At 60.8% G+C, this 20,877-nt stretch carries 22 protein-coding genes; 15 read left to right on the plus strand and 7 right to left on the minus strand.

The window, feature by feature from the left end; genetic code table 11:
• The first annotated feature begins 103 nt into the window (after positions 1-103).
• Both parC and ACIQUB_RS04735 read left to right on the plus strand, forming a co-directional pair.
• Complete coding sequence (gene parC, locus ACIQUB_RS04730; RefSeq protein ID WP_113238905.1) at positions 104-2,362, plus strand: DNA topoisomerase IV subunit A; 2,259 nt, start codon at positions 104-106, stop codon at positions 2,360-2,362.
• Between the two features lie 168 nt (positions 2,363-2,530).
• On the plus strand, positions 2,531-3,043 hold the full coding sequence (locus ACIQUB_RS04735) for an SRPBCC domain-containing protein (protein WP_047513216.1): 513 nt from the start codon (positions 2,531-2,533) through the stop codon (positions 3,041-3,043).
• Here the strand turns inward: ACIQUB_RS04735 and ACIQUB_RS04740 are convergent.
• The 4 genes from ACIQUB_RS04740 to hemB form a co-directional block, all read right to left on the minus strand.
• Positions 2,979-3,869, minus strand: coding sequence for a DMT family transporter (locus ACIQUB_RS04740; RefSeq protein ID WP_113238906.1), 891 nt, complete (start codon positions 3,867-3,869; stop codon positions 2,979-2,981). The two genes, ACIQUB_RS04735 and ACIQUB_RS04740, sit on opposite strands and share 65 nt — an antisense overlap.
• On the minus strand, positions 3,870-4,646 hold the full coding sequence (locus ACIQUB_RS04745; protein ID WP_111561156.1) for an arginyltransferase: 777 nt from the start codon (positions 4,644-4,646) through the stop codon (positions 3,870-3,872).
• Between the two features lie 176 nt (positions 4,647-4,822).
• The gene (locus tag ACIQUB_RS04750; RefSeq protein ID WP_018898696.1) at positions 4,823-5,281 is read right to left on the minus strand and encodes an RDD family protein; all 459 of its coding nucleotides are present in this window, start codon (positions 5,279-5,281) and stop codon (positions 4,823-4,825) included.
• Positions 5,282-5,358: 77 nt separating this feature from the next.
• Positions 5,359-6,372, minus strand: coding sequence for a porphobilinogen synthase (gene hemB / locus ACIQUB_RS04755; RefSeq protein WP_111561157.1), 1,014 nt, complete (start codon positions 6,370-6,372; stop codon positions 5,359-5,361).
• 148 nt (positions 6,373-6,520) lie between these two features.
• On the opposite strand from hemB, the gene ACIQUB_RS04760 reads away from it, so the two are divergent.
• The 7 genes from ACIQUB_RS04760 to ACIQUB_RS04790 all read left to right on the plus strand — a co-directional run bounded on the left by ACIQUB_RS04760 (position 6,521) and on the right by ACIQUB_RS04790 (position 13,228).
• The gene (locus tag ACIQUB_RS04760) at positions 6,521-6,958 is read left to right on the plus strand and encodes a DUF6163 family protein (RefSeq protein ID WP_018898694.1); all 438 of its coding nucleotides are present in this window, start codon (positions 6,521-6,523) and stop codon (positions 6,956-6,958) included.
• A 130-nt stretch (positions 6,959-7,088) separates the two neighbouring features.
• The gene (ldtR, locus tag ACIQUB_RS04765) at positions 7,089-7,604 is read left to right on the plus strand and encodes a transcriptional regulator LdtR (protein WP_018898693.1); all 516 of its coding nucleotides are present in this window, start codon (positions 7,089-7,091) and stop codon (positions 7,602-7,604) included.
• Between the two features lie 459 nt (positions 7,605-8,063).
• Positions 8,064-9,368 carry a murein L,D-transpeptidase gene (locus ACIQUB_RS04770; RefSeq protein WP_112973538.1) on the plus strand — a complete coding sequence of 435 codons (1,305 nt, stop codon included), beginning with the start codon at positions 8,064-8,066 and terminating at the stop codon, positions 9,366-9,368.
• Positions 9,369-9,521: 153 nt separating this feature from the next.
• Positions 9,522-10,820 carry a serine hydroxymethyltransferase gene (gene glyA, locus ACIQUB_RS04775; protein WP_112536447.1) on the plus strand — a complete coding sequence of 433 codons (1,299 nt, stop codon included), beginning with the start codon at positions 9,522-9,524 and terminating at the stop codon, positions 10,818-10,820.
• A 9-nt stretch (positions 10,821-10,829) separates the two neighbouring features.
• The gene (gene nrdR, locus ACIQUB_RS04780; RefSeq protein WP_047513200.1) at positions 10,830-11,306 is read left to right on the plus strand and encodes a transcriptional regulator NrdR; all 477 of its coding nucleotides are present in this window, start codon (positions 10,830-10,832) and stop codon (positions 11,304-11,306) included.
• A gap of 3 nt (positions 11,307-11,309) precedes the next feature.
• Positions 11,310-12,608: a bifunctional diaminohydroxyphosphoribosylaminopyrimidine deaminase/5-amino-6-(5-phosphoribosylamino)uracil reductase RibD gene (gene ribD, locus ACIQUB_RS04785; RefSeq protein ID WP_402928784.1), complete on the plus strand. Its 1,299-nt coding sequence runs from the start codon at positions 11,310-11,312 to the stop codon at positions 12,606-12,608.
• Positions 12,608-13,228 (plus strand): riboflavin synthase, encoded by a 621-nt coding sequence (locus tag ACIQUB_RS04790; RefSeq protein ID WP_047513196.1) that lies wholly within the window; start codon positions 12,608-12,610, stop codon positions 13,226-13,228. Before ribD ends, ACIQUB_RS04790 begins: the two co-directional genes overlap by 1 nt.
• Here the strand turns inward: ACIQUB_RS04790 and ACIQUB_RS04795 are convergent.
• On the minus strand, positions 13,191-13,727 hold the full coding sequence (locus tag ACIQUB_RS04795) for a GNAT family N-acetyltransferase (protein WP_113238907.1): 537 nt from the start codon (positions 13,725-13,727) through the stop codon (positions 13,191-13,193). The genes ACIQUB_RS04790 and ACIQUB_RS04795 overlap by 38 nt on opposite strands.
• A gap of 17 nt (positions 13,728-13,744) precedes the next feature.
• The gene (locus tag ACIQUB_RS04800) at positions 13,745-14,248 is read right to left on the minus strand and encodes a cupin domain-containing protein (RefSeq protein WP_113238908.1); all 504 of its coding nucleotides are present in this window, start codon (positions 14,246-14,248) and stop codon (positions 13,745-13,747) included.
• A 230-nt stretch (positions 14,249-14,478) separates the two neighbouring features.
• Between ACIQUB_RS04800 and ribH the strand changes: the two genes are divergently transcribed.
• The 3 genes from ribH to ACIQUB_RS04815 all read left to right on the plus strand — a co-directional run bounded on the left by ribH (position 14,479) and on the right by ACIQUB_RS04815 (position 17,774).
• On the plus strand, positions 14,479-14,934 hold the full coding sequence (ribH, locus tag ACIQUB_RS04805; protein WP_018898685.1) for a 6,7-dimethyl-8-ribityllumazine synthase: 456 nt from the start codon (positions 14,479-14,481) through the stop codon (positions 14,932-14,934).
• A gap of 3 nt (positions 14,935-14,937) precedes the next feature.
• Entirely contained in the window at positions 14,938-15,420 is a 483-nt protein-coding gene (nusB, locus tag ACIQUB_RS04810) for a transcription antitermination factor NusB (RefSeq protein ID WP_113238909.1), read from the plus strand.
• Between the two features lie 215 nt (positions 15,421-15,635).
• Positions 15,636-17,774 (plus strand): sodium-translocating pyrophosphatase, encoded by a 2,139-nt coding sequence (locus ACIQUB_RS04815; RefSeq protein ID WP_113238910.1) that lies wholly within the window; start codon positions 15,636-15,638, stop codon positions 17,772-17,774.
• Positions 17,775-17,851: 77 nt separating this feature from the next.
• On the opposite strand, the gene ACIQUB_RS04820 is transcribed toward ACIQUB_RS04815, so the two are convergent.
• The gene (locus ACIQUB_RS04820) at positions 17,852-18,382 is read right to left on the minus strand and encodes an outer membrane protein assembly factor BamE (protein WP_018898682.1); all 531 of its coding nucleotides are present in this window, start codon (positions 18,380-18,382) and stop codon (positions 17,852-17,854) included.
• 187 nt (positions 18,383-18,569) lie between these two features.
• Between ACIQUB_RS04820 and ACIQUB_RS04825 the strand changes: the two genes are divergently transcribed.
• The 3 genes from ACIQUB_RS04825 to plsX all read left to right on the plus strand — a co-directional run bounded on the left by ACIQUB_RS04825 (position 18,570) and on the right by plsX (position 20,875).
• Positions 18,570-19,160 (plus strand): ubiquinol-cytochrome C chaperone family protein, encoded by a 591-nt coding sequence (locus tag ACIQUB_RS04825; RefSeq protein WP_402928785.1) that lies wholly within the window; start codon positions 18,570-18,572, stop codon positions 19,158-19,160.
• A 10-nt stretch (positions 19,161-19,170) separates the two neighbouring features.
• The gene (locus ACIQUB_RS04830) at positions 19,171-19,725 is read left to right on the plus strand and encodes a DUF177 domain-containing protein (protein ID WP_113238912.1); all 555 of its coding nucleotides are present in this window, start codon (positions 19,171-19,173) and stop codon (positions 19,723-19,725) included.
• A 103-nt stretch (positions 19,726-19,828) separates the two neighbouring features.
• Positions 19,829-20,875 (plus strand): phosphate acyltransferase PlsX, encoded by a 1,047-nt coding sequence (gene plsX / locus ACIQUB_RS04835; RefSeq protein ID WP_026283034.1) that lies wholly within the window; start codon positions 19,829-19,831, stop codon positions 20,873-20,875.
• The last annotated feature ends 2 nt before the right edge of the window (positions 20,876-20,877 follow it).

Genomic DNA, 20,877 nt, shown 5'->3' on the forward strand with positions numbered 1-20,877 from the left:
AGAAAGGTTTTAGCGGTCGTTTTCTTTCTGTTCGGGGACTTCATCCACAGCCGCAATGCCCGGATTCCTTGCTCACATCAACCATCTCGGTTAGTCAGAAGGTATGGGACAAGAGATTTTGCCGCCCTCTGGCGGAGACGATGACAGCATTCTTCCGATCGACCTGAAGGCGGCGCTCGAAGAGCGTTATCTCGCCTATGCGCTGTCGACCATCATGCACCGCGCGCTGCCCGACGTTCGCGACGGCCTGAAGCCGGTTCATCGCCGCATCATCCATGCGATGAGCGAGATGGGCATCCGCCCGAACTCGGCCTTCAAGAAATGCGCCCGTATCGTCGGTGACGTCATCGGTAAATTCCACCCGCACGGCGACCAGTCGGTCTACGATGCGCTGGTTCGTCTCGCCCAGGATTTCTCGCAGCGTTATCCTGTCGTCGACGGGCAGGGAAACTTCGGCAACATCGATGGCGATAGCGCTGCTGCCTATCGATACACCGAAGCCCGCATGACAGATGTCGCCGGGCTGCTGCTCGAGGGTGTCGATCAGGACGCCGTCGATTTCCGGCTGACCTACAACGAAGAAGACCAGGAGCCGACGGTTCTCCCTGGCGCCTTCCCGAACCTTCTCGCCAACGGCTCGTCGGGCATCGCCGTCGGCATGGCGACCTCTATTCCGTCGCACAACGCACATGAACTGTGCGACGCGGCGCTGCATCTGATCAAGCATCCGGATGCGACGGTCGAGACGCTGGTGGAGCAGTTCATTCCGGGTCCGGATTTCCCGACCGGCGGCATCATCATCGACGACCGACAGACGATCATCGACGCCTACAAGACCGGCCGCGGCGGCTTCCGCACGCGCGCCAAGTGGGAGACCGAGGATCTCGGCCGTGGCGGCTATCAGATCATCATCACGGAAATCCCGTTCCAGGTGCAGAAGTCGCGCCTGATCGAGAAGATCGCCGAGCTCTTGATCGCCCGCAAGCTGCCGCTGCTGGAAGACATTCGCGACGAGTCGGCCGAAGACGTCCGCGTCGTGCTGGTCCCGAAGAACCGCACCGTCGACCCGACCATCCTCATGGAATCCATGTTCAAGCTGACGGAACTCGAAAGCCGTTTCCCGCTGAACATGAACGTTCTCTCCATGGGCCGCATTCCGCGCGTCATGGCCCTGAACGAGGTCCTGAAGGAATGGTTGGATCACCGCCGCGACGTGCTTCAGCGCCGTTCGCGCTTCCGCCTTGCCGCTATCGAGCGTCGCCTGGAAGTCCTGGGCGGCCTGCTGATCGCCTACCTCAACATCGACGAGGTGATCCGCATCATCCGCGAGGAAGATGAGCCCAAGCCCGTCATGGTCGCGCGCTGGTCGCTGACCGAGATCCAGGTCGAAGCCATTCTCAACATGCGCCTGCGCTCCTTGCGCAAGCTCGAAGAGTTCGAGATCCGCACCGAGTTCGACGCTCTGAGCAAGGAAAAGGCCGAGATCGAAGCGCTGCTCGCCTCCGAGGACAAGCAGTGGCAGACCGTTGCCTGGGAAATCGGCGAGGTGAAGAAGAAGTTCGCCAAGGCGACCGAACTTGGCCGCCGTCGCACCCAGTTCGCCGAAGCGCCGGATGCCGACGAGCAGGCTATCCAGCAGGCGATGATCGAGAAAGAGCCGATCACCGTCGTCGTTTCCGAAAAGGGCTGGATCCGCGCGCTGAAGGGCCATATCTCTGACACCGCGACGCTGACCTTCAAGGAAGGCGACGCGCTGAGGATCGCGTTCCCGGCGCAGACGACGGACAAGATCCTTGTCATCACCACCGGCGGCAAGGCCTTCACGCTTGGCGGCGACAAGCTGCCGGGTGGCCGCGGCCATGGCGAGCCGTTGCGTATCATGATCGACATGGACAACGACCAGGACGTGCTGACGGCATTCGTCCACGATCCGCAGCGCAAGCAGATGATCGTCTCGACGGCCGGCAATGGCTTCGTCGTCGCCGAGACCGACATGGTCGCCAACACCCGCAAGGGCAAGCAGATCATGAACGTCTCCATGCCCGACGAAACCAAGCTGCTCGTGCCCGTCTCCGGCGACCACATCGCCGTGGTTGGCGAAAACCGCAAGCTGCTGGTCTTCCCGCTGGATCAGGTTCCGGAAATGTCGCGCGGCAAGGGCGTTCGCCTGCAGCGCTACAAGGATGGCGGCATTTCCGACGTTCGCTGCCTTGCGATCGCGGATGGCCTTGTCTGGGAAGACAGCGCCGGCCGTACGTTCAGTAAGAACAAGGAAGAGCTCGCCGAATGGCTCGCCGACCGCGCTTCGGCCGGCCGCACCGTTCCCAAGGGCTTCCCCCGCAGCGGCAAGTTCGCCGGCTGAAATATATCAGCGCCCCGCTCTTGGCGAGCGGGGCATTTCCTCTAGTTCTGTCCTGTAATCACAACATGGACAAACATCATTCCGAAGGCGGACGGAATGATCGTATGTGGCGCCTTCGTGGGAAGGCGGCATGTCCGATCATGGAGGTCCGATCACGGAGGAATGTTGATGAGTGCCTGCAAGACCATTACGCTTTCAGTCGGCCACACCTACAATGCCTCGCCCTGCGAGGTCTACGACGCCTGGCTCAATCCCGAAATCGCCAAACGCTTCCTCTTCGCCACCGATGACGGCAGGGTCATCCGTGCCGATATCGAGCCGCGCGTCGGCGGCCATTTTCTCGTCATCGACAGGCGGCCGACCGGCGATGCCGTTCATTATGGCGTATTTCTCGAAATGCGCCGGCCGCGCCTGATGGTGTTCTCGTTTTCGGTCGCCGAACACGATCACAATGCCGATCGCATCCGCGTCGAAATCGAACCGCTGGGGGAGGGCACGCGCCTGACGCTGTCGCATGAAATGTGTGCCGAATGGTCAGCCTTCGAAGAGCAGACCCATCGCGGCTGGACGCATGTGCTGAACGGTCTGGAGCGCGAGCTCGATGCGGCTCACACGGTCAAGCTGCCGGAGCTTGTTGCGTCCCAGGCTGTTTCCGAACCATCCAAAGCGAGTGCACCATAATCGCGATGACGAGGATGGAGCCGCCGATCAACGTCATGACCGGCGGCGTTTCCGCGAAGATCAGCCAGATCCAGATCGGTGCCAGAATGGTCTCGAGCAGGTAGAACATGCCGACCTCGGGTGCCGAAAGATAACGCGGGCCGCTGGCAAGACACCAGAACGACACCGGCATCAGGATCGCGCCGTTGAAAATGATCCAGGCGGGATGCTCGATCACGAGACCTGCCGGCAAAGCGTTCGCAATGCCCAGAGCGGCGGGAAAGGCCGCGGCAAGCAACGGCACGAAACCCATGGCGCGACGCGATGCGCGCCCGACGGTAATCGCGCCAGCGAGCACCAGCGCCGTCAAAAGCGCCATCGCATCGCCAAAGCTGTGGCCGCCGGCCAAGCCGTCGCCGACAATCAGGCCTACGCCAAGGATCATTACAGCCATGGTCACGAGCGTCGACAACGGTGGGCGCTCCTTCAGGAACAGCCATGACAGCAGCGCGCCGAACATCGGATTGAAGGCGACAATGAAGACGACGTTGGCGGTGGTCGTGTTAAACACCGCAAGCAGGAATGTGATGGTCGAGAGCCCATAGAGAAATCCCGCAAGAAGGCCCGCTCGACCGGGCACCATCGCCGGCCAGCTTCCCTTCACCCACCGGATCGCGCAAAGGATCAGCAAAGTCACGGCAACCGTCGTGATGCTGCGCATGCCGACGATCGACCACATGTCGCCATGGGCGAGGCGTACGAGCGGAATGTCCATGGAGAGCGCAAGGCCGCCGATCGCCGTCAGCAGCAGGCCCTTCCGATGATCGGAAAGGGTAGGGAGGGGCATTTAGGGCTGGCTACCTTCGGGAAGGGATGTGGGATCGAAACGCTCCCAGCCGCGCGCGGTCAGGTGTTCCTGCGGCTGGTAGCGGGTCTTGTAGTCCATTTTCCGCGAGCCTTGAACCCAGTAGCCGAGATAGACATGCGGCAGGCCGAGCGCCTTTGTCCGCCTGATGTGGTCGAGGATCATGAAGGTGCCGAGCGAGCGCTTGTCGAGATCGGGATTGAAGTAGGAATAGACCATCGAGAGCCCGTCGCTCATCGTGTCGGTCAGGGCCGCCGCGATCAGCTCGCCGCTTGGCCGCGTTTCCAGCCCCGAGCCTTCCACACGCCGGCGATACTCGATGATCTTGGTGTTGACATGGGTGTCCTCGACCATGATCGCATAGTCGAGCACCGTCATGTCAGACATGCCGCCCTGCTGGTGGCGATAGTCGAGGTAGCGACGAAACAGCGAATATTGCTCGCTCGATGGCTGCGCCGGAAATTCGGTCGAGATGATATCGGAGTTGGTGGCGAGCACCCGCTTCATCGACTTGGTCGGCTCGAACTCGTCGGCAAGGATGCGAACAGACACGCAGGCCCGGCAAGCCTCGCAGGCCGGGCGGTAGGCGATGTTCTGAGAGCGGCGAAATCCGCCTTGCGTCAGGATGTCATTCATCTCGGCGGCGCGGGGCCCGACGAGATGCGTAAAAACCTTTCTTTCCATCTCATGCGCAAGGTAAGGGCAGGCAGCCGGGGCCGTCAGATAAAACTGCGGAGATGGCGTGGTCTGCGTATTCATCTGCTGCTGAGATGTCCTTAGGTTGCATGCTGAAATGACAGCATGACTTAAGAAAAGAAAACGTCAACAGCGCGGCAGTGCGCCGCGCTTTGTAACCGATTATACTTTCGGATATTGGCCGAAAATTTCCCCTCAAAAGGAGGGGAAATCCGCTTATTTCAGAGACTTGATCAATCTCAGGCGGTTCTGACCGTCACCGTGCCGACGAGAAAATCGTGCAGCAGGCGGCTGCGTTCGGTGAACAGGCCGACCAGCAGAATCAGCGGCGTCAGAACCGAGTTCAGGATCCAGAACAGCGCCAGGTGAACGATCGCCGTCAGGAAATCCATCTCCCGCCCGTCGACGCGCACGATCGCAATCCCCATCGCCCGCATGCCAAGCGATGCCTGGCTCGAGCCGCCGACCGTGAAGCCGAAATACAGGCCCGCGACGATCACGAACAGCGCCGGATAAAGAAAGAAACCGAGGCCGAGCGTGACGATCGACAGGAAGAACAGGATGACCGCTGCCGGAATGCAGAGCAGCAGAATGATCACATAGTCGAGGATGAACGCAAAAACGCGCCGGCTCAGCGTGCCGCTATAGGCGCGCCAATCGTCAGGTGCGGCATAGAGCGGGTTCGGGTTGAGCGACATCGTTACGGTCTCCTTTCGAGAGTGGCTACCGCTGATATGGTGACGCTCTCTGCGAATGCAATATTAGCGCGAAGCGATCAGCGTTTGGCGAGGATCTTGGCAACCTCGATGGAAAAATAGGTGAGGATGCCGTCGCAGCCGGCGCGCTTGAAGGCAAGCAGCGTCTCAAGCATCGCCTTTTCGCCGTCGATCCAGCCGTTCATCGCTGCCGCCTTGATCTGCGAATATTCGCCCGACACCTGATAGGCGAAGGTCGGAAGGCCGAAGGCTTCCTTCATCCGCCAGCAGATGTCGATATAGGGCAGGCCGGGCTTGACCATCAGCATGTCGGCGCCTTCCTCGACGTCGAGTGCGGCGTCGCGGATCGCTTCCGTGCCATTGGCTGGGTCGATATAGTAGCTCTTCTTGTCGCCCTTCAGCAGTCCGCCGGTCGAGATCGCCTCGCGGTAGGGACCATAGAAGGCGGAGGCGAACTTCGTCGCGTAGCTCATGATCCCGACATCCTGGTGCCCGGCGGCGTCAAGCGCCCGGCGGATCGCGCCGATGCGGCCGTCCATCATTTCGGACGGCGAGATGATGTCTGAGCCGGCATCGGCCTGCATGACCGCTGCACGTGCCACCTGCTCGACCGTCTCGTCATTGACGATCTCGTTGCCGCGCAGGATGCCGTCATGGCCGTGGCTGGTGAACGGATCGAGTGCCACGTCGGTGATGACGCCGATATTCGGCACGGCCTTCTTGATGGCGGCCGTCGCCTGGTTGATCAGGTTGTTCGCTTCCAGGCTGTTGGAGCCGGTCTCGTCGCGCAGCGACATCTCGATATTCGGGAAGGTCGCGATCGCGGGAATGCCGAGATCGGCCGCTTCCTTGGTGGCTTCCACCAGCTTGTCGACGCTCATGCGGTTGACACCCGGCATGGCGGGGATCGGCTCGACGATGCCGGAACCCGGAACCACGAAGACCGGCCAGATCAGATCGTCGACCGTCAGCCGGTTCTCCTGCACCATCCGGCGCGTCCAGTCGGCCTTGCGGTTGCGCCGCATCCGGCGGTGGCCCGTGATTTCATCGACGAGGTGTGTCTTGTCCTGCATGATCGTTCCAGCTCTTGGCAGTTCCAATTGTTGCTGCGCTCATTATCATGCCATCCGACAAATCCAAACCGGGCGAATGGCCGCAACCAGTCAACAGCTTGCGATCAACCGCTGGCGAAGACGCCGCAGCACTCCTATTGTCTGACCCATGAACGCTGATTCTCCGACCATACCGAAAAGCACGCTCACCGGCGTTCTCTTTGTCCTGTTCCTGCGCCTGATCGCGATCTCGTGTTTCTGGTTCGGATTGCAGTATTGGGCGATGCTTGTCGGCTACTCGCTGATCGGTGCGGGACGCTTCGATCTTCTGAGCCTGCCGTGGAAGGTGGCGAGCACCAGCCTTGCGGTTCTGTTTCCCGTGGCTGCCCTCGGGCTCTGGCTGGCTGTCTCCTGGGGACCCGTCATCTGGGTGCTCGCGGCCGGTGGCCAGATCATAATGTATGGCTTTCTTCCGGAGATTTTCGGAGCCAACAAACTCATCATTCTCCTGCATGCGGCAGTGGCCATTATCTACGCTGTTTTCCGCTTTTTGCTCTGGCAGGAGAAGCGCCGGCGCCGGCAGCAGGTAAGCGTTGATTTACCCTGATACAACAGCGCGTTTTGGTAAGGCACTGTTAAGCCTGCAGTTTAAGTAGAATTTTATCTGTATTCGATAGGGTCTGTCTCAAGGCGGGAAGACAACCAACACCGCCAAACAAAACAGTGAGGCAGTCATCATGAATACGAAAATCAAGCCGCAGGCGGTATCGAACTTCCGTGAACAGCAGGACCTGGGTATCCGCGATCTTTACATGGAATCCCTTCATCTTGTTGAACGTCTTCACCGTCGTCTTCTGGATGTCATCAAGGACGAATTCGACCGTCAGGGTCGCAGCGACGTCAACGCCATCCAGGCTCTCCTCCTCTTCAACATCGGCAACTCGGAACTGACCGCCGGCGAACTTCGCTCTCGCGGTTACTACCTGGGCTCCAACGTTTCCTACAACGTCAAGAAGCTCGTCGACCTCGGCTTCATCAACCACCAGCGCTCGCGCATCGACCGTCGCTCGGTCCGCATCAGCCTGACGGAAACCGGCCAGGAAATCGCCGAGACGGTTGCCAAGCTCTATGAGCGCCACACGGCATCGATCGACAAGGTCGGCGGCATCGGCACCGACGAGTTCGCGCAGATGAACAAGCTGCTGACCCGTCTCGACCGCTTCTGGAACGACTCGATCATGTATCGTCTCTAAGCAACAAGACCTCTCCAAGGTCAAAGAAAGCCGGATGCGTTTCCCTGCGCGTCCGGCTTTGCCGTTTGCGCCGACGTGGCATCTTTGCAACGCATGGCCAGCCAACCGCGCTTCGAGCCTTAAACCCCTGTATTCAAGCCGCCTTTTAGCCGCTATTAGCCGGCAGAATCCTTGCAATGGTTTGGTTCATTCTTCGCTTCGATCGCTATCGAAAGTTGCACTTTTCGGCGGAGACACGAATTGGCCATATTAGCATGGCAGCGGAAATACACGGCAATCGGCGCTTTTCGAATCCGGGGTTTTGATAACCTCGCCTTTCCTGCTCGCGATCATGTGATCGCCGGCAGCGAGAATTTGAGGTGCGCCGTGGCAACGGATGGGTAGTGACTGCGTTATTCGCGGTGACGAAGGGCAAAGCCACCGGTCTCTCAAGCGGCGGCATTATTGTGGTTGGGATGCATGTCTAAAAAAACAGGTACTGAAGCTCTCTCTCGGCGGGCATTTCTTGCTTCGGCCGCAGCCGTTGGCGCAAGTTCGGTCGCGGCGCCGGCACTGGCGCAATCGGCAATCGATTCGCTGATCAATGCACCGGAGCGCGGTGACTGGGACGACCAGTTCGATGCGAAGGCAGCGTCCCGTACGGCAACCGCCGTGGTGTCGAACACCCCGATCCTCGGACCGCAGTCCGTCCCCAGCATTCAGCAGGCGATTGCCCAGTATCAGCAGATCGCATCCGCAGGCGGTTGGCCGCAGGTCAACCCGGGCCAGCAGCGCCTGCAGATCGGCGTCACCGATCAGTCCGTCCAGGCCCTGCGCCAGCGCCTCTTCGTTACCGGCGACCTGCCGCAGGAAGCCGGCATGTCCTCGTCGTTTGATTCCTACGTCGATGGTGCGGTCAAGCGCTTCCAGGCACGTCATGGTCTCCCGGCCGACGGCGTGCTTGGTGAATTCACGCTGAAGGCGATGAACATCCCAGCCGACGTGCGCCTGCAGCAGCTGAACACCAACCTGATCCGCCTGCAGACCTTCCCGGAAGAGCTCGGCCGTCGCCACGTGATGGTCAACATCCCGGCTGCTTATGTCGAAGGCATCGAGGACGGCAGCGTCGTGACGCGCCACAACGCGGTTGTCGGCCGCCTCAGCCGTCCGACACACCTGGTCAACTCGAAGATCTACGAGGTCATCCTCAATCCTTACTGGACCGCGCCGCGCTCGATCGTCGAAAAGGACATCGTGCCGCTGATGCGCAAGGACCCGACCTACCTGACGAAGAACAACATTCGTCTGATCGACGGCAAGGGCACGGAAGTAGCCCCTGAGACGATCGACTGGAACGCTGAAAAGGCGCCGAACCTGATGTTCCGTCAGGACCCGGGCAAGATCAACGCCATGGCCTCGACGAAGATCAACTTCTACAACAAGAACGGCGAGTACATGCACGACACGCCGCAGCAGGGCCTGTTCAACAAGCTCATGCGCTTCGAATCCTCCGGCTGCGTGCGCGTTCAGAACGTTCGCGACCTGACCACCTGGCTGCTGCGCGATACACCTCCGTGGTCTCGCCAGCAGATGGAGCAGGTGATCACCACCCGCGTCAACACGCCGATCAAGCTGGCCGAGGAAGTGCCTGTGTACTTCGTCTACATCTCCGCCTGGGGCATGCCTGACGGTATCGTGCAGTTCCGCGACGATATCTACCAGATGGACGGTAACGCCGAACTCGCGCTCGACACGACCGCAGGCATGGAGCAGCCGGTTCAGTAATAGCCGAAAGCTGCGTTGGAATTAAAAAAACCGCGTCTTTCATGGCGCGGTTTTTTGTTGCGCGTAGATTGCCCAGCAAATGTCGCTCTCCGTATTGCCCTTGAACGGGCAGGGCGCTAATAGCCTAGCGCATTCCAGTTAAGGAGCCCGCCGATGACCAATGCTTCTACCCAGACCTTCTTCAATCGCTCGCTTGCCGACACCGATCCGGAAATCTTCGGTTCGATCCAAAAGGAACTCGGTCGCCAGCGTCATGAGATCGAGTTGATCGCCTCGGAAAACATCGTTTCCCGCGCGGTTCTGGAAGCCCAGGGCTCCATCATGACCAACAAGTACGCCGAGGGTTATCCGGGCAAGCGCTACTATGGCGGCTGCCAGTTTGTCGATATCGCCGAAGAACTCGCGATCGAACGCGCCAAGAAGCTGTTCGGCGTCAACTTCGCCAACGTTCAGCCGAACTCCGGTTCGCAGATGAACCAGGCTGTCTTCCTCGCGCTGCTGCAGCCGGGCGACACCTTCATGGGCCTCGACCTCAACTCGGGCGGTCACCTGACCCACGGTTCGCCGGTCAACATGTCCGGCAAGTGGTTCAACGTTGTCTCCTACGGCGTTCGCGAAGGCGATAACCTGCTCGACATGGACGACGTCGCCGAGAAGGCACGCACCCACAAGCCGAAGCTGATCATCGCCGGCGGCACCGCTTATTCCCGCATCTGGGACTGGAAGCGCTTCCGCGAGATCGCCGATGAAGTCGGCGCCTACCTCATGGTCGACATGGCCCATATCGCCGGTCTCGTTGCCGGTGGCCAGCATCCGTCGCCGTTCCCGCACTGCCACGTTGCGACCACCACGACCCACAAGTCGCTGCGCGGCCCGCGCGGTGGTGTCATCCTGACCAACGACGAGGATCTGGCCAAGAAGTTCAACTCGGCCGTCTTCCCGGGTCTCCAGGGCGGTCCGCTCATGCACATCATCGCCGCCAAGGCCGTTGCCTTCGGTGAAGCGCTGCAGCCTGAGTTCAAGGACTATGCTGCCCAGATCGTCAAGAACGCCAAGGCGCTCGCCGATACGCTGATCGCAGGTGGCCTCGACGTCGTCTCCGGCGGCACCGACAACCACCTGATGCTGGTCGACCTTCGCAAGAAGAACGCGACGGGCAAGCGCGCCGAAGCAGCCCTCGGCCGTGCCTACATCACCTGCAACAAGAACGGCATCCCGTTCGACCCTGAAAAGCCCTTCGTCACCTCTGGTGTTCGCCTCGGCGCGCCTGCCGGCACGACGCGCGGCTTCAAGGAAGCGGAATTCAAGGAAATCGGCAATCTCATCGTCGAGGTTCTCGATGGCCTGAAGGCAGCCAATTCCGACGAAGGCAATGCCAGCGTCGAAGCAGCCGTACGCGACAAGGTGATGAACCTCACCGGCCGCTTCCCAATGTACGACTACATCGGCTAAGGATAGCGCATGCGCTGCCCATTCTGCGGATCGGAAGACACACAGGTCAAGGATTCACGCCCGGCGGAGGACAATACGTCCATCCGCCGCAGGCGTATTTGTCCTGATTGCGGCGGTCGTTTCACGACCTTCGAGCGCGTGCAGCTGCGCGAGCTCATGGTCTCGAAGAAGACCGGCCGCAAGGTGCCTTTCGATCGCGACAAGCTGGTGCGTTCCTTCGAGATCGCGCTGCGCAAGCGCCCCGTCGACCGCGACCGCATAGAACGCGCGGTCTCGGGCATCGTGCGGCGCCTGGAAAGCTCCGGCGAAGTCGAAATCAGCTCCGAGCAGATCGGCCTGCAGGTTCTCGAAGCGCTGAAGAGCCTCGATGACGTCGGCTTCGTGCGCTACGCTTCGGTCTACCGCGATTTCAGCCACGCCGAGGATTTCGAGAAGGTGATCTCGGAGATCAACGCCAAGATCGCTCGCGATCCCTTGGATAGTTGAGCGATGAGCGCTTCGCCAGACGACGCGCAATTCATGCAGGAGGCGATCCGCCTGGGTTTCCTCCATCTCGGCCAGACATCCACCAATCCCTCCGTCGGTTGCGTCGTCGTGCGCGACGGCACGATCGTCGGCCGTGGCACGACCGCCGTCGGCGGCCGCCCGCATGCCGAGCCGCAGGCCTTGGCCGAGGCAGGTGAACTGGCACGCGGCGCCACCGCCTATGTCACGCTCGAACCATGCTCCCACCACGGAAAGACGCCGCCCTGCGCCGATGCGCTGATCGCATCCGGCGTGGCGCGCGTCGTCATCAGCGTCACCGATCCCGATGAGCGCGTGTCGGGCAGGGGCATCGGCATGCTCCGCGATGCCGGCATCACCGTCGAGACCGGGTTGTTGGAAGAGGAGGGCCGCCACTCGCTCGCCGCCTATCTCACCCGCCAGACGAAGAACCGCCCCTATGTGATTCTGAAGCTTGCCGTTTCTCAAGACGGCATGATCGGGCGCCTGGGCGCGGGCCAGATCGCGATCACTGGTCCCGCTGCGCGCGCCGAGGTGCAGCAGCTGCGGGCCGAGACGGATGCGATCCTTGTCGGCATCGGGACCGCCGTTGCTGACGATCCGGAACTGACGGTGCGCATTCCGGGGCTCGAGGGCCGCTCTCCGGTGCGTGTTGTGCTTGATCCGTTGCTGGAGTTGCCGTTGGCGTCGAAGCTGGTGCGGACGGCGCGGCAGGTGCCGGTCATTGTGGTGGGGCGTGAGGAGGTTTCGGAGGCGGAGACGGGAGAGCAAGATTTACCCCCCTCTGTCCTGCCGGACATCTCCCCCACAAGGGGGGAGATCGACTCGTTGCGGGCGCCTTCGCAAAACGCAGATGTTGGAACGAGCGGCTCCGCCCAGCCAATCTCCCCACTTGTGGGGGAGATGCCCGGCAGGGCAGAGGGGGGTAACACACCCACCAACGCCAACGAGAATACCGCACAACTCGAAGCCCGCCGCCAAGCCCTCGAAGCATCCGGCGTCGAAGTCGTCTACTGCCACCCCTACCATCCGGAACAGCTTCTCCCGGCACTAGCCTCCCGCGGCATTTCCTCGCTGCTGGTCGAAGGCGGCGCCAAGACGGCGCGGCTGTTCCTTGAGGCCGGCTATGTCGACCGCATCCTGCTCTACCAGGGGCCGGGCACGATTGGGCAAGGCGGTATTGAAACGCCGATCCGCAAAACCGATATTCCATCCGATTTCAAGCATGTGGGCACGCGCAGAGTTGGCGACGACAGCCTGGACGAATACGAAAGAGAAGTTTGATGTTTACAGGCATTGTCACCGACGTCGGCACGATCGAATCCGTTTCGCCTCTCAAGGAAGGCATCAAGCTTCGCGTGGCGACCAGCTATGATCCGGCGACCATCGACATGGGCGCCTCGATCTCGCATTCCGGCATCTGCCTCACCGTCACGGGCTTGCCCGAAGAGGGCAGCAACGGTCGCTGGTTCGAGGTGGAAGCCTGGGAAGAAGCACTGCGCCTGACGACGATCGGCACCTGGACAGAGGGCAGCCCCGTCAACCTTGAGCGCTCGCTGAAGATCGGTGACGAACTGGGTGGCCACATCGTCTCGGGCCATGTCGACGGCAAGGCCGAGATCCTCTCCGTGACCGAAGAGGGCGATGCCACCCGTTTCCGCATCCGCGCGCCGGAGCATCTGGCAAAGTTCGTCGCGCCCAAGGGCTCGATCGCGCTCGATGGCACATCGCTGACGGTCAATGCCGTCGATGGCACCGACTTCGACGTTCTGCTTATTCGCCACACGCTCGAGGTCACGACCTGGGGCAAGCGCCAGGCCGGCGATTTCGTCAATTTCGAAGTCGACACCATGGCGCGCTATGCCGCTAGGTTGGCCGAGTTCCCGGTCGCGAAAGCAGAATAACCTCGCCATTGTAGTGCGCCCGCCTCGCATCGCCAAAGCCGAGCTTTTCGGCAAGGCGCAGCGAGGCGGCATTGTCGGGGTCGATGATGCAGCTCATCGACCGTGCCGGAAAGCGATGCTCCGCCCAGTCGATCAAAGCCCGCAGCGCTTCCGTCGCGTAGCCTTTGCCTTGAGCCTCCGGCATCAACGCCCAGCCCGTTTCCAGCGTCCCCTCGGTGCTGACGGGCTGCATGTCGCGCTTCATCTCAAGAAAGCCCGCTTCGCCCACGAACTTCCCGCTCTCTTTTTCTTCGATGGCGAGGAAGCCGAAGCCCATATGGTGCCACATACCGGCGACGCGCAGCATGCGTCCCCAGCTCTGCTCCCGCGTCGACGCCACCCCGCTGATGAAGCGCACGACCGCATCGTTGCTCCAGAGCGCGTGATAAGCCTCGAAATCCTCAACTGTGTGCGGCCGCAGGATCAGCCGCTCGGTCTCTATCGTCGGTATCTCGGCCATCGCGATCGCTTTCCTCGTCAGGCCCCAGGCTCGCCATCCCAGTAATCGAGACCGTCGCCGGTCCGGCCCATCACGCGAAACGATCGGTCGGGTGATCCCTCGCGGCGCGTCTTCGCAAGAAACTTCCCCGAGTCCGGGTATTCGACGATATCGGTCGCGGCCTTCGTCGAAATGCCGAGATAGATCAGCGGGGTCTCGCCGGTGTTGATGATCTGGTGCGCCGTCTCCGGCCCGCCCGCCGGCGCTCCAAGCACATCGCCCTTGCGGATCGGATAGCGCTCGGTTCCGAAACGATATTCGCCCGTCCCCTCGATCACGAAGAACATCTCGTCCTCCGCATGATGGTTGTGGAAGGGACAGCCCGATTTGCCCGCGGGTACCTCGTTATAGCTGACGCCAAGCCCTTTCAGCCCGAGCATCGCCCCGAACGAAATATCGGCGCTCTCATAAAGCTCCCCCTGCTTCCAGCGATCGAGGTTGAGTGCGTTCACGTTGACGACGGGTGTTTGCTGATCGTTCATTCTCGTCTCCCTTTGCCTCAGGGAACTATGACTTCATGCGGGAAATCAACCCGTTATCGATCACGGCGCGGCATTTTCGGCCCAGCGGCTCGCCAGTACCTCGGCACTCGCCGGGACGATTCGCGATTTTGCACCGCAGCCATGAGCCGAATTTGCTTGCCATTCGGACAAAGGCATGTTTTGACCGCCGCCTGTCGAACGACAAATCCTCTAGGAAATGAAGGTGACCCATGGCGCGAGAAACCGCTCCTCATATCTTGATCGTTGAAGCACGTTTCTACGACGACATGGCTGATGCGCTCCTGGAAGGCGCAACCTTCGCATTGACCGAAGCCGGCGCGACCTATGACGTCGTCACCGTTCCCGGCGCGCTGGAAATTCCGGCTGCGATTGCAATGGCTCTCGATGGAGCGGATAATGACGGCACGAACTACGACGGCTACGTCGCGCTCGGCATGGTCATCCGCGGCGAGACCTACCACTTCGATATCGTGTCGAACGAATCCTCGCGCGCTCTGATGGACCTGTCCGTCAGCGAATCCATTGCCATCGGCAATGGCATCCTGACTGTCGAAAACGACGAGCAGGCTTGGTCGCGCGTACGCCGTTCGGATAAGGACAAGGGTGGCTTTGCCGCTCGCGCAGCTCTCACCATGATCGAGCTGAAGAAAAAGCTGGGTGCATAAGGCATGAGCAACGAAAACGTAGAGCGTCCGATCAAGGCAGCGAACCAGCGTGGCGCCGCGCGTCTCGCCGCCGTTCAGGCGCTCTATCAGATGGATATCGGCGGCACCGGCGTTCTCGAAATCGTCGCCGAATACGAAGCCCATCGTCTCGGCCAGGAACTGGATGGCGAAACCTACCTGAAGGCTGACCCTTCCTGGTTCCGTTCGATCGTCTCGGGTGTCGTGCGCGAACAGAAGCGCCTCGATCCGCTGGTTGCCTCGGCGTTGCAGGATGATTGGGCGCTGTCGCGTCTCGACAGCACCGTTCGCGCCATCCTTCGTGCCGGCGTTTTCGAACTTCTCGACCGCAAGGACGTGCCGGTCGCGGTCATCGTCACCGAATATGTCGAGATCGCCCAGGCGTTCTTCAGCGACGATGAGCCCAAGCTCGTCAACGCTGTTCTCGACCGTATCGCCAAGCAGGTTCGCGGCGATCAGAAAAAGTAGCGTTTCGCGCGCAAGAATCGGCTCCTTCCTCCGATTGGCTAATCTCCTCTTTCCCATTGCTCCGTAAGGGTTTTCAGCCCTTGCGGGCTTGACGTCCCGTTTTCCTCCCCGCAATCTCCACTCGGCGTTGCAGCATTTCTGTGGGAGGAAATGAGGACGGCGTGTTCGCAGCCGGAGAGGGAGTGAGCTCCGGCTCTTTTGGAGGAAAGAGCGAAATGACGATTCTTTTATGCGTAATAGCGTGCGGCTTGCTTTCGGTGGTCTATGCCATCTGGGCAATCCGGTCGGTGCTATCAGCCGATCAGGGGAACGCCCGCATGCAGGAAATTGCAGGATATATTCGCGAAGGCGCGCAGGCCTATCTGACGCGCCAGTATACGGCGATCGCCATTGTCGGCGTCGTCGTCTTCATCGCCGCCTGGCTGCTGCTCTCCGCCACGGCCGCGATCGGCTTTCTGGTTGGTGCCGTGCTTTCGGGCGCTGCGGGCTTCATCGGCATGCACGTTTCGGTTCGCGCCAATGTGCGCACCGCGCAGGCTGCCTCGCATAGCCTGGCCGCCGGGCTTGGCATCGCCTTCAAGTCGGGCGCCATCACCGGCATGCTGGTCGCCGGCCTCGCGCTGCTTGGCGTCTCCATCTACTACCTGATCCTCACCGGCGTGCTCGGCCACGATCCCGCCTCGCGTGAAGTCATCGATTCCCTGGTCGCTCTCGGCTTCGGCGCATCGCTGATCTCGATCTTCGCCCGTCTCGGCGGCGGCATCTTCACCAAGGGCGCCGACGTCGGCGGTGACCTCGTCGGTAAGGTCGAGGCCGGTATCCCGGAAGATGATCCACGCAACCCCGCCACAATCGCCGACAACGTTGGCGACAATGTCGGCGATTGCGCAGGCATGGCGGCCGACCTTTTCGAAACCTATGCGGTTTCCGTCGTCGCGACGATGGTTCTCGCCGCGATCTTCTTCGGCGGCACGCCGGTTCTTGCGTCGGCGATGATCTACCCGCTGGCGATTTGCGGTGCCTGCATCATCACCTCGATCATCGGCACCTTCTTCGTCAAGCTCGGCAGCAACGGCTCGATCATGGGCGCCCTCTACAAGGGTCTCATCGTCACCGGCCTGCTCTCCATCCTGGGGCTCGGCGCGGCAACGTCGCTGACAGTCGGTTGGGGCCCGATCGGCACCGTCGCCGGTCATGACATTACCGGCATGAACCTGTTCATCTGCGGTATCGTCGGCCTCATCGTCACCGCGCTGATCGTCGTCATCACCGAATACTACACCGGCACCAACAAGCGTCCGGTCAACTCGATCGCTCAAGCATCGGTCACGGGACACGGCACCAACGTCATCCAGGGGCTCGCCGTATCACTGGAATCGACAGCGCTTCCGGCAATCGTCATCGTCGGCGGCATTCTGGCGACCTTCCAGCTGGGTGGCCTGTTCGGCACCGGTATCGCCGTCACCGCCATGCTCGGCCTTGCCGGCATGATCGTGGCGCTCGACGCCTTCGGTCCTGTGACCGACAATGCCGGTGGCATCGCCGAAATGGCGCATCTGCCGCCGGAAGTGCGCAAGTCCACGGACGCGCTCGATGCGGTGGGCAACACAACCAAGGCCGTCACCAAGGGCTATGCGATCGGCTCCGCCGGTCTCGGTGCCCTCGTGCTCTTCGCGGCCTATTCGAACGACCTGCAATATTTCGCCGCGCATGGTGATCAGTATCCGTACTTCGCCAATATCGGTGCGATCTCGTTCGATCTCTCCAATCCCTATGTCGTCGCCGGACTGCTCTTCGGCGGCCTCATCCCCTATCTCTTCGGCGGCATCGCCATGACGGCGGTGGGACGTGCGGCCGGATCGATCGTCGAGGAGGTGCGCAAGCAGTTCCGCGAAAAGCCCGGCATCATGCAGGGAACCGAGAAGCCGGATTACGGCAAGGCGGTCGATCTTCTGACCAAGGCCGCCATTCGCGAAATGATCATTCCGTCGCTTCTGCCCGTCCTGGCGCCCATCATCGTCTATTTCGGCGTGCTGTTGATCTCCGGCTCCAAGGCGTCGGCTTTCGCGGCGCTTGGCGCATCGCTTCTCGGCGTCATCATCAACGGCCTGTTCGTCGCGATCTCGATGACCTCGGGCGGCGGCGCATGGGACAACGCCAAGAAATCCTTCGAAGACGGCTTCGTCGACAAGGACGGCACGCGCCACATGAAGGGTTCGGAAGCCCATAAGGCATCCGTAACCGGCGACACAGTCGGCGACCCCTACAAGGATACTGCGGGTCCCGCCGTCAATCCGGCGATCAAGATCACCAATATCGTGGCACTGCTGCTGCTTGCCATCCTGGCGGGCTGATCGATCTTAAACCTGTAACCAATAAAAAACCCGCCGGAGCGATCCGGCGGGTTTTGTGTGGGCGGATGACTTGGCGATTAGCGCAAGCTGGCTGGGTTCTGCGGCGAAGGACGATCGCCGGCGCCGAACAGGCCCTTGGCCATGTTCGCGGCGCTGCCGCCGGAAAGCAGCTGCTGCAGGAAGGTAAGATCCTTACCACCAGTCGGCGTAACGCGTGTGATCGTGTCGAACGGCTTGCCGTCCTTGAGCGTGTAGTTGGCGCGACGGGTAACGACGCCGTCCTTGTCGAAATAGATGGCCAGAACGCTCTGGTCCACGACCTTCAGCTTCTGGAACGCCATGGAGCGCTCGCGACGCTGTGAGATGTAATAGAAGACTTCGCCATCGAAGGTGGCGGTCGTCGAAGGCGTGCCCAGCGACAGCAGAACCTGCTCGCGGCTCGAACCCTCGGGAACCAGGTTGAGCGACTGCTCGTCGGCGACGTAACCGCCGTTGAGAACCGTACCCGTTTGGCAGCCGGTCAATCCGGCGGAGGCGATCATGATGGCAATGGCGGCATTGCTGAGGAATTTCTTGTCAGACTTGAAATACCGTTTCTTCAACGACATCTACTCCCTTAACGTATCGATACCAGCCATCGGCCATGCAATGTTACGCTGATGCAAAACCATTGTGGCCTTTCCGGGGTCGGACGTGAGCCATCTGCCGAGTGGCCATCGTCGAAGCGCTGTCCCGAAAGTGGCCACCTTCGCCATTGCAATTCGCGCATGCTTCGGTAAACCAGCTTTCGAAATCATGCAACAAGGCCGGACGCAGGTTGGCGCCAAGAACGAGGCCTTTCCGGAAAAAACAATGATATTCGGGCTCTTCGGCAAGAAAAACAACAATCAGGCGATCGTCGACCGGCAGTATGAGGCGCTGACATCGGCCGCCCGCATGCCTGCGCTTTACGAGAGACTCGGCGTGCCGGATACGGTCATGGGTCGCTTCGAAATGCTGTCGGCCGTCATGATCCTGTTTTTTCGCCGCACGCGTGCATCCGAGACGAGCGGCCAGGAAATCGCGCAGGAAATCGTGGATGCATTCTTTCAGGATATCGACTATTCGATCCGCGAACTCGGGATTGGCGACAACACGGTTCCGAAGCGCATGAAGAAACTCGCCGGCATGTTTTACGGCCGGCTCGAAGCCTATTCCAAGGCGATGGACGCCGGCGACGCCGAGGCTCTCGCCGTGGCGCTTGGCCGCAACATTCATCCGAAGGAAACAGATCCGGTCGATATGCGCGCGCTTGCCGATTGGATGTTTTCCGCTGAAAAACACCTGTCGGCACAGTCCGAAGATACGATCGCGACCGGCTCGGCAACGCTGCCGGCCGTCGCGTGAGGAGACAATGATGAAGAATTCAAACGAAGACACGCCTTTCTCCTATCTGGTCAAGGTCGGTAACGTTTCGGCCAACCCGGTCGACGTCCATCTGGAAGCCGACAAGGACGAGTTGCAGGCGCTTGCGGAGACATGGGACGTGATCTCGGTTGACGATTTCCGCGCCGATCTGCAGATCGCGCGATGGAAGAAGGACGGCATCCGCGTGAAGGGCAGGGTGCAGGCGAGCATCGTCCAGAGCTGCGTCGTCACGCTGGAGCCGGTGCCGTCAAAGATCGATGAGCCCTTCGAGCAGATCTTCGTTCCCGAAAACTCCAAGCTTGCGCGTCGCCCGGCCAACGATACCGGCGAAATGATGCTGGACCCGGATGGTCCCGACCTGCCGGAAAGCTTTGTCGGCGATACGATCGACGCCGGCGAAGTCGCCACCGAATTCGCCGCCATGGCGATCGATCCGTACCCCCGCAAAGAGGGCGTTGCCTTCGATGGTCACATAGAAGACACCGGAGAGAACGATAAGAAGCCTTCCGCCTTTGCTGTTCTGAAAGACTGGAAAAAGGACTGAAAGCCGCTCGCGGTTTGACATAATTCAGTTGTCAGCGACGGTAAAACCGGTATTTTGGCCAAAATTTCGCCCTCCTGGGACGAAAAAAAAGGATCAGGGACGCGTGATCAGAATTTCTCTCGACCTCATGGGTGGCGACTTTGGTCCCCAGGTAGTCATCCCCGGTGCCGCCAAGGCGCTGGAACGGCATCCGGACATTTCGTTTGTGATGTATGGCTTGAAGGAACAGTGCGAGCCTATTCTCGACCAGTTTCCGAAGCTGAAGGAGAAATCCGTTCTCCACGATTGCGAACTCGCCGTGCGCATGGACGAGAAGCCGAGCCAGGCATTGCGCCGCGGCCGCTATGTCTCCTCCATGTGGCGTTCGCTTGAGGCCGTGAAGACCAAGGACGCCGATGTCGCGGTGTCCGCCGGCAATACAGGCGCGCTGATGGCGATGGCCAAGTTCTGTCTGCGCACCATGGCCAATATCGAGCGCCCGGCGATCGCGGCGATCTGGCCGACCATGCGTGGCGAAAGCATCGTGCTCGATGTCGGTGCGACGATTGGCGCCGATAGCCAGCAGTTGATGGATTTCGCGCTGATGGGCGGCGCCATGGCGCGCGCGCTGTTCGAGATCGACCGTCCGACGATCGGCCTGCTCAATGTGGGTGTCGAGGAAATCAAGGGCCAGGAAGAGGTCAAGGAAGCGGGACGCCTGCTGCGCGAGGCCAATATCGACTCGCTCGACTATTTCGGCTTCGTCGAGGGCAATGACATCGGCAAGGGAACCGTCGATGTCGTGGTCACCGAAGGCTTTGCCGGCAACATCGCGCTGAAGGCCGCAGAAGGCACGGCGCGCCAGATCGGCGAATACCTGAAAGCCGCGATGTCGCGCACCCTGCTTGCCAAGATCGGCTATATCTTCGCCAAGAGCGCCTTCGACATGCTGCGCGAGAAGATGGACCCGAGCAAGGTCAATGGCGGCGTGTTTCTCGGCTTGAACGGCGTGGTCATCAAGAGCCACGGCGGCGCCAATGCCGAAGGGATCGCGTCTGCGATCGAGGTCGGCTACGACATGGCCAAGAATGGCCTCAATCAGAAAATAGAAAACGATTTGCAAAAGTATCATGCCAAGCGGCTGCCCCCTATCGGGCCGGAAGCGGCATGAGC

Source organism: Rhizobium sp. NPDC090275, assembly GCF_044772225.1.
In the GTDB taxonomy this organism is placed as follows: Bacteria; Pseudomonadota; Alphaproteobacteria; order Rhizobiales; family Rhizobiaceae; genus Rhizobium.

Coding starts and splice junctions, on each gene's coding strand:
- ACIQUB_RS04740 (WP_113238906.1), bottom strand. CDS start 3,869: ATGCCCCTCCCTACCCTTTCCGATCATCGGAAGGGCCTGCTGCTGACG.
- ACIQUB_RS04795 (WP_113238907.1), bottom strand. CDS start 13,727: ATGGCCGAGATACCGACGATAGAGACCGAGCGGCTGATCCTGCGGCCG.
- ACIQUB_RS04830 (WP_113238912.1), top strand. CDS start 19,171: ATGAAGAATTCAAACGAAGACACGCCTTTCTCCTATCTGGTCAAGGTC.
- ACIQUB_RS04820 (WP_018898682.1), bottom strand. CDS start 18,382: ATGTCGTTGAAGAAACGGTATTTCAAGTCTGACAAGAAATTCCTCAGC.
- ACIQUB_RS04760 (WP_018898694.1), top strand. CDS start 6,521: ATGAACGCTGATTCTCCGACCATACCGAAAAGCACGCTCACCGGCGTT.
- ACIQUB_RS04790 (WP_047513196.1), top strand. CDS start 12,608: ATGTTTACAGGCATTGTCACCGACGTCGGCACGATCGAATCCGTTTCG.
- ACIQUB_RS04825 (WP_402928785.1), top strand. CDS start 18,570: ATGCAACAAGGCCGGACGCAGGTTGGCGCCAAGAACGAGGCCTTTCCG.
- parC (WP_113238905.1), top strand. CDS start 104: ATGGGACAAGAGATTTTGCCGCCCTCTGGCGGAGACGATGACAGCATT.
- nusB (WP_113238909.1), top strand. CDS start 14,938: ATGAGCAACGAAAACGTAGAGCGTCCGATCAAGGCAGCGAACCAGCGT.
- ACIQUB_RS04745 (WP_111561156.1), bottom strand. CDS start 4,646: ATGAATACGCAGACCACGCCATCTCCGCAGTTTTATCTGACGGCCCCG.
- ribH (WP_018898685.1), top strand. CDS start 14,479: ATGGCGCGAGAAACCGCTCCTCATATCTTGATCGTTGAAGCACGTTTC.
- ACIQUB_RS04750 (WP_018898696.1), bottom strand. CDS start 5,281: ATGTCGCTCAACCCGAACCCGCTCTATGCCGCACCTGACGATTGGCGC.
- ACIQUB_RS04770 (WP_112973538.1), top strand. CDS start 8,064: ATGTCTAAAAAAACAGGTACTGAAGCTCTCTCTCGGCGGGCATTTCTT.
- ACIQUB_RS04735 (WP_047513216.1), top strand. CDS start 2,531: ATGAGTGCCTGCAAGACCATTACGCTTTCAGTCGGCCACACCTACAAT.
- ldtR (WP_018898693.1), top strand. CDS start 7,089: ATGAATACGAAAATCAAGCCGCAGGCGGTATCGAACTTCCGTGAACAG.
- ACIQUB_RS04815 (WP_113238910.1), top strand. CDS start 15,636: ATGACGATTCTTTTATGCGTAATAGCGTGCGGCTTGCTTTCGGTGGTC.
- glyA (WP_112536447.1), top strand. CDS start 9,522: ATGACCAATGCTTCTACCCAGACCTTCTTCAATCGCTCGCTTGCCGAC.
- ribD (WP_402928784.1), top strand. CDS start 11,310: ATGAGCGCTTCGCCAGACGACGCGCAATTCATGCAGGAGGCGATCCGC.
- nrdR (WP_047513200.1), top strand. CDS start 10,830: ATGCGCTGCCCATTCTGCGGATCGGAAGACACACAGGTCAAGGATTCA.
- hemB (WP_111561157.1), bottom strand. CDS start 6,372: ATGCAGGACAAGACACACCTCGTCGATGAAATCACGGGCCACCGCCGG.
- ACIQUB_RS04800 (WP_113238908.1), bottom strand. CDS start 14,248: ATGAACGATCAGCAAACACCCGTCGTCAACGTGAACGCACTCAACCTC.